The organism is Streptomyces sp. NBC_00258 (assembly GCF_036182465.1).
GTDB lineage: Bacteria > Actinomycetota > Actinomycetes > Streptomycetales > Streptomycetaceae > Streptomyces.
The window spans coordinates 7168108-7181311 of record NZ_CP108081.1; the positions used below are offsets into that span (position 1 = coordinate 7168108).

The 13204-nt window shown below is 70.0% G+C and carries 12 protein-coding genes; 7 read left to right on the top strand and 5 right to left on the bottom strand.

Annotation, left to right across the window (positions count from 1 at the left end):
- Positions 1 to 11: 11 nt before the first annotated feature.
- On the bottom strand, positions 12 to 1523 hold the full coding sequence (locus OG718_RS31940; RefSeq protein WP_328845818.1) for a peptide MFS transporter: 1512 nt from the start codon (positions 1521 to 1523) through the stop codon (positions 12 to 14).
- Positions 1524 to 1877: 354 nt separating this feature from the next.
- Here OG718_RS31940 and OG718_RS31945 point away from each other — a divergent pair, with 354 nt between their 5' ends.
- The 5 genes from OG718_RS31945 (at position 1878) to OG718_RS31965 (ending at position 7616) form a co-directional block, all read left to right on the top strand.
- Complete coding sequence (locus OG718_RS31945) at positions 1878 to 2888, top strand: polyprenyl synthetase family protein (RefSeq protein ID WP_143643536.1); 1011 nt, start codon at positions 1878 to 1880, stop codon at positions 2886 to 2888.
- A 174-nt stretch (positions 2889 to 3062) separates the two neighbouring features.
- On the top strand, positions 3063 to 4088 hold the full coding sequence (locus OG718_RS31950; protein WP_143643537.1) for a CHRD domain-containing protein: 1026 nt from the start codon (positions 3063 to 3065) through the stop codon (positions 4086 to 4088).
- Positions 4089 to 4391: 303 nt separating this feature from the next.
- Complete coding sequence (locus OG718_RS31955; protein WP_328845819.1) at positions 4392 to 5603, top strand: LolA family protein; 1212 nt, start codon at positions 4392 to 4394, stop codon at positions 5601 to 5603.
- 50 nt (positions 5604 to 5653) lie between these two features.
- Entirely contained in the window at positions 5654 to 6721 is a 1068-nt protein-coding gene (locus tag OG718_RS31960) for an ABC transporter ATP-binding protein (protein WP_328845820.1), read from the top strand.
- Complete coding sequence (locus OG718_RS31965; RefSeq protein WP_328845821.1) at positions 6708 to 7616, top strand: ABC transporter permease; 909 nt, start codon at positions 6708 to 6710, stop codon at positions 7614 to 7616. The genes OG718_RS31960 and OG718_RS31965 overlap by 14 nt, the downstream gene beginning before the upstream one ends.
- 53 nt (positions 7617 to 7669) lie before the next feature.
- On the opposite strand, the gene OG718_RS31970 is transcribed toward OG718_RS31965, so the two are convergent.
- The 3 genes from OG718_RS31970 to OG718_RS31980 all read right to left on the bottom strand — a co-directional run bounded on the left by OG718_RS31970 (position 7670) and on the right by OG718_RS31980 (position 10166).
- Positions 7670 to 8251, bottom strand: a complete 582-nt coding sequence (locus tag OG718_RS31970) for a flavodoxin family protein (RefSeq protein ID WP_143643540.1) — start codon at positions 8249 to 8251, stop codon at positions 7670 to 7672.
- 163 nt (positions 8252 to 8414) lie between these two features.
- The gene (locus tag OG718_RS31975) at positions 8415 to 9356 is read right to left on the bottom strand and encodes a M28 family metallopeptidase (RefSeq protein ID WP_306939423.1); all 942 of its coding nucleotides are present in this window, start codon (positions 9354 to 9356) and stop codon (positions 8415 to 8417) included.
- 315 nt (positions 9357 to 9671) lie between these two features.
- Positions 9672 to 10166 carry a VOC family protein gene (locus tag OG718_RS31980; protein ID WP_143643542.1) on the bottom strand — a complete coding sequence of 165 codons (495 nt, stop codon included), beginning with the start codon at positions 10164 to 10166 and terminating at the stop codon, positions 9672 to 9674.
- A gap of 52 nt (positions 10167 to 10218) precedes the next feature.
- Here OG718_RS31980 and OG718_RS31985 point away from each other — a divergent pair, with 52 nt between their 5' ends.
- Positions 10219 to 10803, top strand: a complete 585-nt coding sequence (locus tag OG718_RS31985; protein WP_328847871.1) for a CGNR zinc finger domain-containing protein — start codon at positions 10219 to 10221, stop codon at positions 10801 to 10803.
- 264 nt (positions 10804 to 11067) lie between these two features.
- On the opposite strand, the gene OG718_RS31990 is transcribed toward OG718_RS31985, so the two are convergent.
- A complete protein-coding gene (locus tag OG718_RS31990) occupies positions 11068 to 11511 on the bottom strand; it encodes a winged helix-turn-helix transcriptional regulator (protein ID WP_306939425.1) in 444 nt (147 codons plus the stop codon).
- Positions 11512 to 11603: 92 nt separating this feature from the next.
- On the opposite strand from OG718_RS31990, the gene OG718_RS31995 reads away from it, so the two are divergent.
- The gene (locus tag OG718_RS31995) at positions 11604 to 13190 is read left to right on the top strand and encodes an MFS transporter (RefSeq protein WP_328845822.1); all 1587 of its coding nucleotides are present in this window, start codon (positions 11604 to 11606) and stop codon (positions 13188 to 13190) included.
- Positions 13191 to 13204 lie beyond the last annotated feature (14 nt).

Genomic DNA, 13204 nt, shown 5'->3' on the forward strand with positions numbered 1-13204 from the left:
CCTGTGGGGTCTCAGTGGACCGGGTGCATCGTGCGGCGCAGCCAGGGCGCGGCGGCGATCACGAGCAGGCCCGCGGCGACCGCGATCGCGCCGTTGACGCCGAAGTAGGCGGGCTTGGAGACGTCGTCGTAGAGCTTCACGGTCTGGGCCTGGATGCCGTTGGCGAGGGCCAGCGAGAGGAACCAGAGGGACATCGTCTGACTGGAGAAGGCGCGCGGGGCGAACTTGGTGGTGGCCGACATGCCGGAGGTCTCCAGGAGGATGTCGCCGAGCCCCAGCAGGAGGTACGAGCCGACGATCCACCAGGCCGACATCAGGTAGTCGTCGCCGGCGTGGCCGGAGGTCGGCAGCACCATCAGGAGGAAGGACAGGCCTCCCAGCACCACTCCGAACGCGATCTTGTTGGAGGCGTGCGGCTGGCTGTGCCCCATCCTTACCCACAGCGCGGCCACGACCGGGGCGAGCGCCACCTCGAAGGCGCCCAGGGCGGACGCGTACCAGCTGGCGGGGAAGTCGAAGCCGAGGATCGTCGTCTCGGCGTTCGACGCGGCCAGCAGCATCATCGTCGAGTACGCCTGGAAGAGGATGAAGTTGAAGACCGTGGAGGCCAGGAACAGCACGATGTACGGGCGCAGCCGGCCCCGTTCCCCGGGAGTCACCCGGGGGCTCCTGAACATCACCGCGAAGTAGACCACCGGCGCGATCACCGAGATCAGGGTCAGCAGGTCCACGAACCGGCCCATGGTCAGCCATCCGGCGGCGGCCAGCAGGACCGCGAGGACGGCCACCGCCAGCAGGCCGAGGACGATCAGGCGGACGGCCCTGCGCATGGACGCCGGCGGCAGCGCGAATTCCGCCGTGTTCCTGCGTCCGGCCAGGTGACGGCGGCCCGCGACGTACTGGATCAGACCGAGGGTCATGCCGACCGCGGCCGCCGAGAAGCCCCAGTGCCAGCCCTGGTGGTCGCCGAGCCAGCCGGTGATCAGCGGACCCGCGAAGGCGCCGATGTTGATCGCCATGTAGTACACGGCGAAACCGGCGTCGCGGCGGTCGTCGTCGGTGCGGTAGAGCTTGCCGACCATGGTGGCGACGTTCGGCTTCAGCAGGCCCGTGCCCGCGCTGATCAGGCCGAGTCCCGCCCAGGTCATGGCCGCGGTGGGCACCGCCATCGCGTAGTGGCCGCAGGCGATCAGGACACCGCCCCACAGGACCGCCCGGTACGAGCCGAGGATGCGGTCGGCCAGCCAGCCGCCGGCCACCGAGACCAGATAGACCAGCGTTCCGTACGCGGCCGAGACGGATGCGGCCGTTCCGGCGGACATGCCCATGCCGCCGTGGGCCACCGTGTCCGCGAAGTACAGGACGAGGATCGCCTGCATCCCCAGGAACGAGAACCGCTCCCACACCTCCAGGCCCGAGAGGGTGAGCAGGCCCCTGGGCTGGCCGAAGAAGGCGTGGTCGTCGGCGGGCTCCGAGGGCGGGCCGTCGGGATCGGGGTCGGACTCGATCGTGTCGCGGGACAAGGAGCATCACTTCCTGAAAAATGGCTCGCTTTCAGGACGTATCGCAAGTGTCGTCCGTATCGGATCTATCAGTCGTATCGGCAGATCAAGAACATACCTTCCGTGATCGGATACCGCCCGGCTGGGAGTGGGGGGCAAAAGGGGGCAGGTGGAGCGTGTCAGGCAGGGTGGTGGCAGGTGACGGGCGGGCGCTCACTGTGATCGAAAGACGACCGGATACGCTGACTTGAGTGCCTGCAGCGACACATCGACAAACACCCACAGCATCCGCAGCACCTGTAGTACCCAGCAGGCCCAGCACACCCAGAGCATCCAGAGACCGCCGTTGAGAGCGTCAGCAGACAGGAGACCCTCGTGACCGTCGTCGGGCCGTTCGGGCTGAGCGTGCGGGACCAGGCTCTCGAAGCCGATGTCCAGGCCGGATTGGCGGCTGTCGAGGAGGGACTGCTCGAGGCCACCAAGAGCGAGGTCCCGTTCATCACGGAGGCCGCGCAGCACCTCGTGCGCGCGGGCGGCAAGCGGTTCCGGCCGCTGCTCGTGACGCTCGCCGCGCAGTTCGGTGACCCGTACGCGCCGGGTGTCGTGCCCTCGGCCGTGGTCGTCGAGCTGACCCACCTCGCCACGCTCTACCACGACGACGTGATGGACGAGGCGGACGTGCGCCGCGGAGTGCCCAGCGCCAACAGCCGCTGGGGCAACTCGGTCGCGGTCCTCACCGGCGACTTCCTCTTCGCGCGGGCCTCGCACATACTGGCCGACCTCGGCCCCGAGGCCGTACGCATCCAGGCGGAGGCGTTCGAGCGGCTGGTCACCGGCCAGATCCTGGAGACGGCGGGCCCGCGCGACGGGCGCGACCCGATCGACCACTACATGGACGTGCTCAGCGGCAAGACCGGCTCGCTGATCGCCGTGGCGGGACGATTCGGCGCGATGATGTCGGGCGCCGACGAGACGGTCGTCGACGTGCTGACGCAGTACGGCGAGCGGCTCGGCGTCGCCTTCCAGCTCGCCGACGACGTGCTGGACATCGCCAGCGACTCGCACGAGTCCGGCAAGACGCCGGGCACCGACCTGCGCGAGGGCATTCCGACGATGCCCGTGCTGCGGCTGCGCGAGCGCGTGGAGCGGCTGGGGCTCGCCGAGGACATCGCACTGTCGGAGCTGCTCGCCTCGGACCTGTCCGACGACGCGCGGCACGCCGAGGCGCTGGCGAGGCTGCGGGTGCACCCCGCCCTGGACCTGGCCCGCCGCGACACCGTGCGGTACGCGGAGGACGCCCGCGCCACGCTGGCTCCGCTCCCCGAGTGCGACGCGAAGGCGGCGCTGGTGGAGCTGTGCGACGCGGTGGTGCACCGGGCGGGCTGACCTGCGCGTCTCCCCGTTCTCTCCAAGATCCCCTCGGAATTTTCTCCAAGATCCCTTTTGTGTGTGATGCAGGTCACTTCCTTGGAATGAGTCCAATCTAGGATCCGTTCCGTAGTTCATGCACAGAAGCTGACGCAGGGGGTGTCAGCGGAACTACGGGGAGAAAAAAGAATCATGGGGACGATCGTTACGTTCGCACAGCGTCGTAGGAACCTCGTCATGACCGGCGTCGCGGTGGCCACCGCGGCCGGAGTCGCCGCCGCCGTCATCCCGGCGGTCGCCGACAGCGGGAGCGCCGGCAAGGGTTCGAGCGCGAGCGCGGGCCACTCGGGGCACGGGGACCAGTCCATCGAGGTACAGAGCGGCGCTCTCGCCGGCGGCAGCGGCGGCACCATCCTCGCCGCGAGCCTGAACGGCGCCAACGAGGTGCCGGTGCAGGGCGGTCCCGCCGTCGGTGACAAGGACGGCGCCGCGCTCGAGTTCGTCAAGGTCAAGGGGGACAAGGTGTCCGTCGCCGTCAAGTGGCGCGGCACCGGCAAGCCGACCCTGCTCCACATCCACCAGGGCGCCAAGGGGGTCAACGGCGGTATCAAGGTCGACTTCACCAAGCTGCTGGACAACGCCAGGGGCCGCACGGTCACCGGCACGGTCAAGGTCGAGGACGCCGCCCTGCTCGGGCAGCTGAAGGCCGACCCGGGCAGCTTCTACGCCAATCTGCACACCGCCGAGTTCCCGGGCGGAGCCGTCCGCGGCCAGCTCCACAAGGTCACGACGAAGTTCGACTTCCGGCACGCGCTGAACAACTTCCAGGCGTCCGTCATCAAGGGCAAGCAGATCTACGAGTGCAAGAGGGCGGCCGACGGCACCACGTCCTTCGCCCAGCGTGACGTGCTCGCCGTGCTCGGCGGACCCATCGCGCACTCGTTCGTGAAGCCCAACTCGGGTACTCCGCAGTGGATCGCGGCCGACCGCAGCGCGGTCACCGGCGCGCTGATCTCCAAGACCCCGAACGGCGACAGGAACATCCCCGAACTGGACCTCAGGGCCACGCAGTCCGGCAAGCACCGGGGGCTGCTCGCGGGCACCGCGGAGATCCTGCGGCTGAACACCGTGGGCGGGGTGGCTCCGGCCGGTTCCTGCAAGGTCGGCAAGATCGTGGGAGTGCCGTACGGGGCGGACTACGTGTTCGTGAACCGGTGAACAGCCCACTGACCACCGGCTGATCCGCCGGATCCGGAAGCCATCCACCCGGATCTGAAAGGGTTTCACCCCGCTCCGGCGAGATACACGGACGGCGTCTTCCCCGCACGACCCCTACGGGTCGGGGGAGGCGCCGTCCACCCATGTCATACCGCAGGTGTACGCGGAGTTGGCTCCGAGGTCTGACGCTTTCCGCCGGCCGATTTGGTCAGATTGGACACACCACTTCACAGGAGTTCGGGTGACAATGGCGGCCAGGGATGGACGAGTGCATCAGCCGCCGACAACGGAGGTAGGGCACACATGGCACCGTACGAATCCGACGACAACACGAACGAGGACCTGCGCACCGGCCGACGTAAAGCCGCTCGGTACGTCGTCCCCGTCGCGGTGCTGGGGGTGGCGGCTGCGACCATCGGGCTGGTCCCGGCGTTCGCCGGTTCCGGAGACCCGGACCTGCCGGACATCACCGCCCAGCAGCTCATCGAGAAGATCGCGGCGTCGGACGTACAGCAGCTGTCCGGCACGGTGAAGATCAGCACGGACCTCGGCCTGCCGAACCTCGGTGGCCTGGGGAGCAGCCTCGGCGGCGGAGTGGGCGGGCGTGAGGAGTCGGGTTCCTCCGCGGACCCGTCGTCCAAGCTGCTTGAACTGGCGTCCGGTACGCACACGTTGCGGGTCGCGTCCGACGGCGAGGACAAGCAGAAGCTCTCACTGCTCGACAAGGCCGCCGAATACAGCGTGATCCACAACGGCGACGAGGTGTGGGCGTACGACAGCGCGTCCAACGAGGCGTACCACATGAAGGACTCCTCCGGCGCCGCCGAGAAGGGGACGAAGGGCAAGTCCGAGGACGTGCCGGCCACGCCCAAGGAACTGGCCGACGAGGTGCTGAAGGCGGCCGACGACACGACGTCCGTGACCGTCGACGGTACGGCGCAGGTCGCGGGCCGCGACGCCTACAAGCTGCTGATCAAGCCCAAGGCATCCGGTTCGACGGTCGGCGCGATCTCCATCGCGGTGGACTCGAAGACCGGTCTGCCCCTGAAGTTCACGCTGACCCCGGCGAGCGGCGGCGCGGCCGTCATCGACGCGGGCTTCACCAAGGTCGACTTCTCCAAGCCGGCCGCGTCCACCTTCGACTTCAGCCCGCCCAAGGGCACGAAGGTCACCGAGGGCGACGAGGCGAAGGCCGAGGGCAGGACGGACCGGGCGCAGCCCAAGGGCGGCGAGGACCTGGGCAAGGAGTTCCAGGGTCTGAACGTCATCGGTGAGGGCTGGAGCTCGATAGCCCAGTTCGACACCGGCGGCGAGGGCATGCCGTCGGAGTCCTCCGGCGCGGGTGACGCGGGCCGCTTCCTCGACTCGCTGGGCGACCACGTGACCGGCAAGTTCGGCTCGGGCACGGTCTTCTCGACCCGCCTGGTCAACGCGCTCATCACGGACGACGGCAAGGTCTACGCGGGCGCGGTCACCAAGGACGCGCTGGTGAAGGCGGCCAACGCGGCGAAGTAGCGCACGCGGTCCCGGGAGCCCCTTGTGGGAAAGGCGAAGTGAGGGAGTCGATGGCGGAACTGTCCACCGCGGACGGGGACATGGAGGGTGAGCGCGGCACGGCTGACGCGGACGGCTTCGCGGAGGCCGGTGACACGGCGAAGGCCGGTGACACCGTGGCCGACGCGGCAGCGACCGCGGACACGGGTGACACCGTGATCGCCACCCGCGCCCTCACCAAGCGCTACCGCGGCGGACAGCTCGCCGTCGACGGCCTCGACCTGTCCGTCCCGGCGGGCAGCGTCTTCGGCTACCTCGGGCCGAACGGCTCCGGCAAGACGACCACCATCAGAATGCTGATGGGCCTGATCGAGCCGACCTCCGGCACGGCGCGCGTGCTGGGGCAGCCCATGCCGCGCGCCACGAGCACCGTGCTGCCGCACGTCGGCGCGCTCATCGAGGGGCCCGCTCTCTACGGCTTCCTCTCCGGCCGCGACAACCTCCTGCGATACGACTCGGCCGACCCGACCGCCGACCCGCGCACCCGGCGTACACGCGTCGCGGCCGCGCTCGACCGAGTAGGGCTGACCGCCGCCGCGGGCAAGAAGGCGAAGGCGTACTCCCTGGGGATGAAGCAGCGGCTCGGGCTCGCGGCGGCGCTGCTGCAGCCCCGCCGGCTGCTCGTGCTGGACGAGCCGACCAACGGGCTCGACCCGCAGGGGATGCGGGAAATCCGTTCCCTGGTGAGGGAGCTGGCGTCGGACGGCACCACCGTCTTCCTCTCCTCGCATCTGCTGGACGAGATCGAGCAGGTGTGCACGCACGTGGCGGTGATGGCCCAGGGACGGCTGATCACCCAGGGGCCGGTGGCCGACCTCGCGGCGGGCGCGCGCGGCCGGCTCGTCGTGACGACACCGGATCCGGGCGACGCGGCCCGGGTACTGAAGGAACAGGGCGTGAGTGATGTCGTGCTCGCCGAGGACCGTGTGACCGCCGAGCCACCGGACCGCGATCTCGCCGAGGTGAACGCGGCACTGGTCACGGCAGGCGTCCGCGTCCGGGGCTTCGGGGTCGAACGGGCCTCGCTGGAGGACGCCTTCGTGGCGCTCACGGGGGAGGGATTCGATGTCGCGGGCTGAACTCGCAGAGCCGTCGGCGCAGGCCGCGAAGACCGCCGCCGGCCCACGGACGCCGACCCCGCTGTGGACCCTCGGCCTGTTGCGCAACGAGCTGGGGACCACACTCCGGCGGTGGCGGACGATCGCGCTGCTCGGCGTGCTGGCCGCGGTGCCGGTGCTGGTCGGGATCGCGGTGAAGATCGAGACGAGCGACGGATCGTCGGCCGGAGGCGGCGGAGGCGAGGGACCCGCCTTCATCGCGCAGATCACCAACAACGGACTGTTCCTGGTCTTCACCGCGCTCGCCGCCACACTGCCGTTCTTCCTGCCGATGGCGGTCGGCGTCGTCGCGGGCGACGCGATAGCGGGCGAGGCCAACGCGGGGACACTGCGCTATCTGCTGGTCGCCCCGGCCGGGCGGACCCGCCTGCTGATCACCAAGTACGCGACCACGCTGGCCTTCTGCGTCATCGCGACCCTCGTGGTGGCGACCTCGGCGCTCATCGTGGGCGCGCTCCTGTTCCCACTGGGAGAGCTGACGACGATCTCCGGCACGCGGATCAGTTTCGGCGAGGGGCTCGGGCGGGCGCTGCTGATCGCGCTGGCCGTCGCCGCGTCACTGATCGGGATCGCGGCCCTCGGCCTGTTCGTCTCGACCCTGACGAACAGCGGGATCGCCGCGATGGCGACGACCGTCGGCCTGCTCATCACCGTGCAGATCCTCGACCAGATCCCCCAGCTCCACGCGATACAGCCGTACTTCTTCTCGCACTACTGGCTGTCCTTCGCCGACCTCATGCGCGACCCGGTCTACTGGGACGACCTGATACGCAACCTGCAGCTCCAGGGGCTGTACGCGGCGGTGTTCGGCGCGGCCGCGTGGGCGCGGTTCACGGCGAAGGACATCACCGCGTAGGGCGCACCGACCATGGGACCCGCTGGTGGCGGGGGCCCCGGACGGCGGGGGCCTCAGCTGTCGTACGGGAAGCGGGCGAGCGGGGGCTCCTGCGCGAAGAACGTCTTGGCGCGGGTCAGGGCGGCGGAGTCGGTCAGGACGTCCCCGGGCTTGCTGCCGTTGCCGAGGAGGACTCCGCCGAAACGCATTCCCATGTACGCGGCCGAGTGGTTGAGCGTGCCGATCAGCGGGTCGGCGACCTCTTCCTCCTCGTGCGCGAGGGCGGTGACGCCCCACAGGGTGCGCCCGGCCATCGTCTTCTTGAAGTCGAGGCCGGGGGTGCGCAGCCAGCCCGACCAGTGGTCCAGGTAGCGCTTGGTGTGCGCGGACAGGGAGTACCAGTACAGGGGGGAGGCGATGACGAGGTCCGTCGCCGCGAGCGTCGCGTCGAGCAGCAGCGCGGTGTTGTCGCCGGACGGCCGGACATGGTCGCTGTCGTGGCGCAGGTCCTCGAAGTCGGGCACCGGGTGCTCGGTGAGACTCAGCCAGCGCTGGGTGACGTCGGCCGGCAGCTGTTCCGCGGCCTTGCGGGCCAGCAGCTCGGTGTTGCCGCTGTCGCGGGCGCTGCCCAGGAGGAAGAGGAAGTGGCGGGTCATGAGCGGCTCCGTCATGGAAGGCGTACGACGACTGCATGCGTACGCAGTATATGCACACGCATGCAGTCGTCGGCTACCCCGGAGGACGGGCCGCGGCGGGCCGGAGCCGGCCGATCTGTCCTGGAGTCGGCCGGCGCCGGCGGGAGTGGATCTGGCTGTCCGGCTACTCCGAGAGCTCCCACACCGCGTACGCCAGTGCGTCGCTGTTCCGGTTCAGGGCGGTGTCGTTGATGTTCGACGTCGTGTCGCACGAGGAGTGGTAGCAGCGGTCGAACGACTGGCCCGCCGTGCCGCCCCACTTGGCGGCCTGGGCCGCGGACTTGGTGTTGCTGGCGCCGGTGAAGAGGCCGCCGACGGGGATGCCCGCGCTCTTGAAGGGGGCGTGGTCCGAGCGGCCGTCGCCCTCGGTCTCGATCTCGGTGGCGACGCCGAGGCCCGCGTAGAAGTCCTTGAAGGTCTTCTCGATGGCCGGGTCGTCGTCGTAGACGAAGTAGCCGGGGTTCGGCGACCCGATCATGTCGAAGTTGAGGTAGCCGCTGATCTTGGCGCGGTTGGCGGTGGAGAGGCTGTTGACGTAGTAGCGCGAGCCGACCAGGCCCAGCTCCTCCGCTCCCCACCAGGCGAACCGCAGGTGCTTGGTCGGCTGGTACTGCGCACGGGACACGGCGAGCGCGGCTTCGAGTACGGCCGCCGAGCCCGAGCCGTTGTCGTTGATGCCGGCCCCCGAGGTGACGCTGTCGAGGTGGGAGCCCGCCATGACGACCTGGTTGGCGTCGCCGCCGGGCCAGTCGGCGATCAGGTTGTAGCCGACGCGGCCGGAGGCGGTGAACTGCTGGATGGTCGTGGTGAATCCGGCCGCGTCCAGCTTGGCCTTCACGTAGTCGAGGGACGCCTTGTAGCCGGCGCGTCCATGGGCGCGGTTGCCGCCGTTGGCGGTGGCGATGGACTGCAGTTGAGTGAGATGTGCCTTGACGTTGGCGACGGGTATGTCCGGTGCGGCGGCCACGCGCGCGGGCGCGGCGTCGGCTATCGCGCTCGTGGTGAGGAGTGCGGCGACGGCTATGACCGCGGCACCCGTGACACGTCCGGGAACAGAGAGCTTCATGTGGGGGGCTCCGAATTCCATACGGGAATGGGTGCCTGATGGTGAAGCTGAGGCTGACGTTCCGTCAAGAGCGCAATCCGGTCAGAGCTGTTCGGATAACGGACCCCTGGAGTTCACCCGATCGCGGCCGCGCGTGAGACACCGGTTGCGCCGTGTTCGGGCGGCTGTTCCCTGCTTCCTGTTGCCTCTTGCCGCGGACGGGTTGGCGGGCGCAGGGCGCAGCCGAGGCGGCCGTGGGCGGGCGTCCGTCCAGGGGCTGGCATCCCTGGTGGCCGCGCACGGGCGGACATCCCGGTCCCCGTGGGTCCCCGCCTGTCAGTGCACGCAGAACTCGTTGCCCTCCGGATCCGCCATCAGCACCCACTCGCCGCCCTGCTCCTTCACCTCCCGGAGCACCTCCGCCCCCAGCCCGGTCAGCCGCGCGACCTCCGCCGCCCGCTGCCCGTCCGCGGTGTGTACGTCGATGTGCACCCGGTTCTTCACCGTCTTCGGCTCCGGCACGCGCTGGAAGAGCAGCCGTCGTCCGAGTCCGGTCCCGCTGTCCTTGTCGTACGGATCGTCGGGGTGGCGTACGGCAGCGGCATCCCGCCAGGCCCGGCGGCCGTGCGACTCGACGGTGACCTCGGGCGGTACGGCGCCGAAGCCGAGCAGGCGCTCGACCAGGGCGCTGTGGTCCTCGACCAGATAACCGAGGGTGGCGGCCCAGAAGTCGGCCTGGGCGTGCGGGTCAGCGGTGTCGATGACGAGCTTCCAGTGCAGGGGCGCCGGTGCCGACGAGGGTGTCTGGGGCTGGGGCTGGGTCTCTGTCATGGTAACCAGTTATAGTGGTTACGTGAGTGAGCGTGCAACGAAATCGCCCGGGATGACTCTCGTGTCGTACGGGGGGAAGTCGTTCCGCTTCGACCCCGGGGCGCTGTGCATGGAGCTCGTGACGACGGGCGGGCCGGGGGAGTTCGCGCGGTACGAGGTGCTGCACGAGCCCGCGGATCTGGTGCGCTGGGTGGAGCGCAGCCGCTTGCCCGGCGGCCTTGAAGTGACGGTCACGGAAGGGGAGTTGGCGCAAACGCGAGCCTTGCGCGACGCGGTTTTTCTACTGGCCGCGGACCGGGCCCATGGGCGGCCTCTCCAGGCCCATCACCTCGACGTCGTCAACGCCGCCGCGGCCGGGGCGCCGCTTGCCGCCCGGGTCGAGGCGGACGGGTCGCGCGGGTGGGCGCCGGGGGCCACTGGTTCGCGGTTGCTGGCCACCGTTGCGCGTGACGCGGTGGAGCTGTTCACCGGTCCGCACGCGGATCGGATCCGGGAGTGCGGGTCCCACAACTGCGCTCTGCTCTTCGTCGACACCTCCCGGCCCGGGCGGCGGCGCTGGTGCGCCATGGAGCACTGCGGCAACCGCCAGAAGGCACGCACACATCGGGCCCGCCGGGCCGAGGAGGGGGACGGCTGAGGCTTTCTTACGCCCCCGCCGCCCCTACCCTCCCCCACTCTCGGCTTCGCTCGAGCGGGGGGACCCCCATCGTCACTGACTCAGGGGCTCCGCCCCCGAACCCCCAAAAGACTGCGCAGTTCCCCGCGCCCCTTTTAGGGGCGCGGGGAACTGCGCGATCAGCCACAGCCGACCCGCACCCGAAATCGCACCCCACGGGGTCTGGGGCAGAGCCCCAGGGGACGGGAACGGGTAGGGGCGGCGGGGGCGAAAAAAAAGCCAGCCTCAAGCAGAAGCCCCAGCAGCCCCCACCCGCTCGTCATAAGCCTCCCGAGCCGCCGCGATCTCCCCCTGGTGCGCCTCCGTCCACCCCACCAGCGACCGGATGGTCGAGTGGAGCGTCCCGCCGAGCGGAGTGAGCTCGTACTCCACCCGAGGCGGCACCACAGGATGCACGGTCCGCTTCACGAGCCCGTCCCGCTCCAACTGCCGCAGCGTCACCGTCAGCATCCGCTGACTCACCCCGTCGATCTCCCGCCGCAACTCGGTGAACCGCAACCGCCGGTTGTCGAGCAGGGCGATCACGAGGAGCGACCACTTGTCGGCCACCCGGTCGAGGATCTGCCGCACCTGACAGTCCTCACGGGTGTCCCACTGGAAGGGATCGGTGTCCTCGCCGTCCATGGTTACCGCGCACTTACTCGGTGACTCCAAAGTGCCTTCTTCCATGTCCGCCGATGCTGCCGCAGGCTGGCACCGGTTACAAGAGGGAACCGACCCTCATTCGGGTAACCGCCCCTTCCCTTACCCAAGGAGCCGTGATGGGTACCCGTGCCTGGGCCCTGCTGCTCGTCCTCTGCGGAACGATCTTCCTGGAGGGCATCGACGTCGCCATGCTGGCGGTCGCGATCCCCTCCATCAGATCCGACCTCGACCTGCCGACCGACACCGCGGCCTGGGTGATGAGCGCGTACGTGCTCGGCTACGCCGGCTTCACCCTGCTCGGCGGCCGCGCGGCCGACCTGCTGGGCCGCCGCCGGATGTTCCTCACCTGGCTGACGGTCTTCCTCGCCTTCTCGGGCCTGGGCGGCTTCGCCACGGAGGGCTGGACGCTGATCGTCGCCCGCTTCGTCACCGGCGTCTCGGCCGCGTTCATGACACCGGCCGCGCTGTCCCTCATCACGACGTCGTACGAGGAGGGCGAGCAGCGCAACAAGGCGTTGCTGGTCTTCGCGGGCACGGCGGCCGGCGGCTTCTCCCTCGGCCTGGTCATCGGCGGCCTGCTCACCCAACTGGGCTGGCGCTGGGTGTTCTTCGCCCCGGTCCTGCTCGCGGGCGCCCTGCTCGTGGCGGCGATACGCCTGATCCCGGCCCAACCGCGCGCCGAAGAACCCGGGAACGAGGAACCCGGGAACGGGGAATCCGGGAACGACGAGCCCGCGAACGAGAAGAGTCCCGGGCGCCCCCGGCGGCGTACCGAAGGCTTCGACATCCTCGGTGCCGCCACCGCCGCGGCAACGATGCTGCTCGCCGCCTACGCCGTCATCCGCCTCGAACACGGCCTGGACGGCTGGCAGTTGACCGCCGGTGCTGCCGCCGCGGCCACCACCCTGCTCGTCGTCTTCGTCGCCGTGGAACGCCGCACCCTCACGCCTCTCGTCCGCCTCGGCATCCTCCGCACCGGCTCCGTCGTACGGGCCGACCTCGGCGCGCTCCTCTTCGTGGGCGCCTTCTTCGGCTTCCAGTTCGTCCTCACGCTCTACCTCCAGGAACTGCGCGGCTGGTCCTCCCTGCAGACGGCGATCGCCCTGGTGGTCCTGGGCTGCGACGCGATCCTCGCCCCCACGCTCACCCCGCGCCTGGTCACCCGCTTCGGCCACGCCAAGGTGATCCTCGGCGGCTTCGTCCTGGCGGTCGTCGCGTACGGGCTCTTCCTTCCCGTGGGCATGGACTGGTCGTACGCGGCGATGTTCCCGACCCTGATCATCGCGGGCACCGCCTTCGCGCTGGCCTACGGGCCGCTCACGATCGCGGCGACGGACGGTGTGGCGGAGTCGGAACAGGGCCTGGCGAGCGGCCTGTTGCACACCTTCACCCAGTTCGGCTCGGCGATCGGCATCTCGGCGGTGACGGCGGTGTACGGCCTGGTCTCCTCCGGCGCCTCCGCGGGCTCGGACCCGGACGCCACCCTCTCCGCCTTCCGCGCGGCCCTGATCGTCCCGGTGGCGATGGTGACACTGGGCGCGCTGCTGTCGTCCTTCGGCCTCAGAAGCCGTACGAAGCCGCCGACGGCCGGAGCGCCCGCCGCACCCACCGCGGCCGCGGCCACCGTTGCCGTGGCTGCCGCCACGACCACCGCGGCCGTTACCGACGCGTCCGCCAACCCCACCCGGAAGGCCTTGAGTTGACGGTCGGCCACACC

What these genes read in the sequence shown, in the direction of transcription:
- OG718_RS31990 (WP_306939425.1), bottom strand. Translation starts at nt 11,511, where the DNA reads ATGGAAGAAGGCACTTTGGAGTCACCGAGTAAGTGCGCGGTAACCATG.
- OG718_RS31955 (WP_328845819.1), top strand. Translation starts at nt 4,392, where the DNA reads ATGGCACCGTACGAATCCGACGACAACACGAACGAGGACCTGCGCACC.
- OG718_RS31980 (WP_143643542.1), bottom strand. Translation starts at nt 10,166, where the DNA reads ATGACAGAGACCCAGCCCCAGCCCCAGACACCCTCGTCGGCACCGGCG.
- OG718_RS31975 (WP_306939423.1), bottom strand. Translation starts at nt 9,356, where the DNA reads ATGAAGCTCTCTGTTCCCGGACGTGTCACGGGTGCCGCGGTCATAGCC.
- OG718_RS31965 (WP_328845821.1), top strand. Translation starts at nt 6,708, where the DNA reads ATGTCGCGGGCTGAACTCGCAGAGCCGTCGGCGCAGGCCGCGAAGACC.
- OG718_RS31985 (WP_328847871.1), top strand. Translation starts at nt 10,219, where the DNA reads ATGACTCTCGTGTCGTACGGGGGGAAGTCGTTCCGCTTCGACCCCGGG.
- OG718_RS31995 (WP_328845822.1), top strand. Translation starts at nt 11,604, where the DNA reads ATGGGTACCCGTGCCTGGGCCCTGCTGCTCGTCCTCTGCGGAACGATC.
- OG718_RS31960 (WP_328845820.1), top strand. Translation starts at nt 5,654, where the DNA reads ATGGCGGAACTGTCCACCGCGGACGGGGACATGGAGGGTGAGCGCGGC.
- OG718_RS31970 (WP_143643540.1), bottom strand. Translation starts at nt 8,251, where the DNA reads ATGACCCGCCACTTCCTCTTCCTCCTGGGCAGCGCCCGCGACAGCGGC.
- OG718_RS31950 (WP_143643537.1), top strand. Translation starts at nt 3,063, where the DNA reads ATGGGGACGATCGTTACGTTCGCACAGCGTCGTAGGAACCTCGTCATG.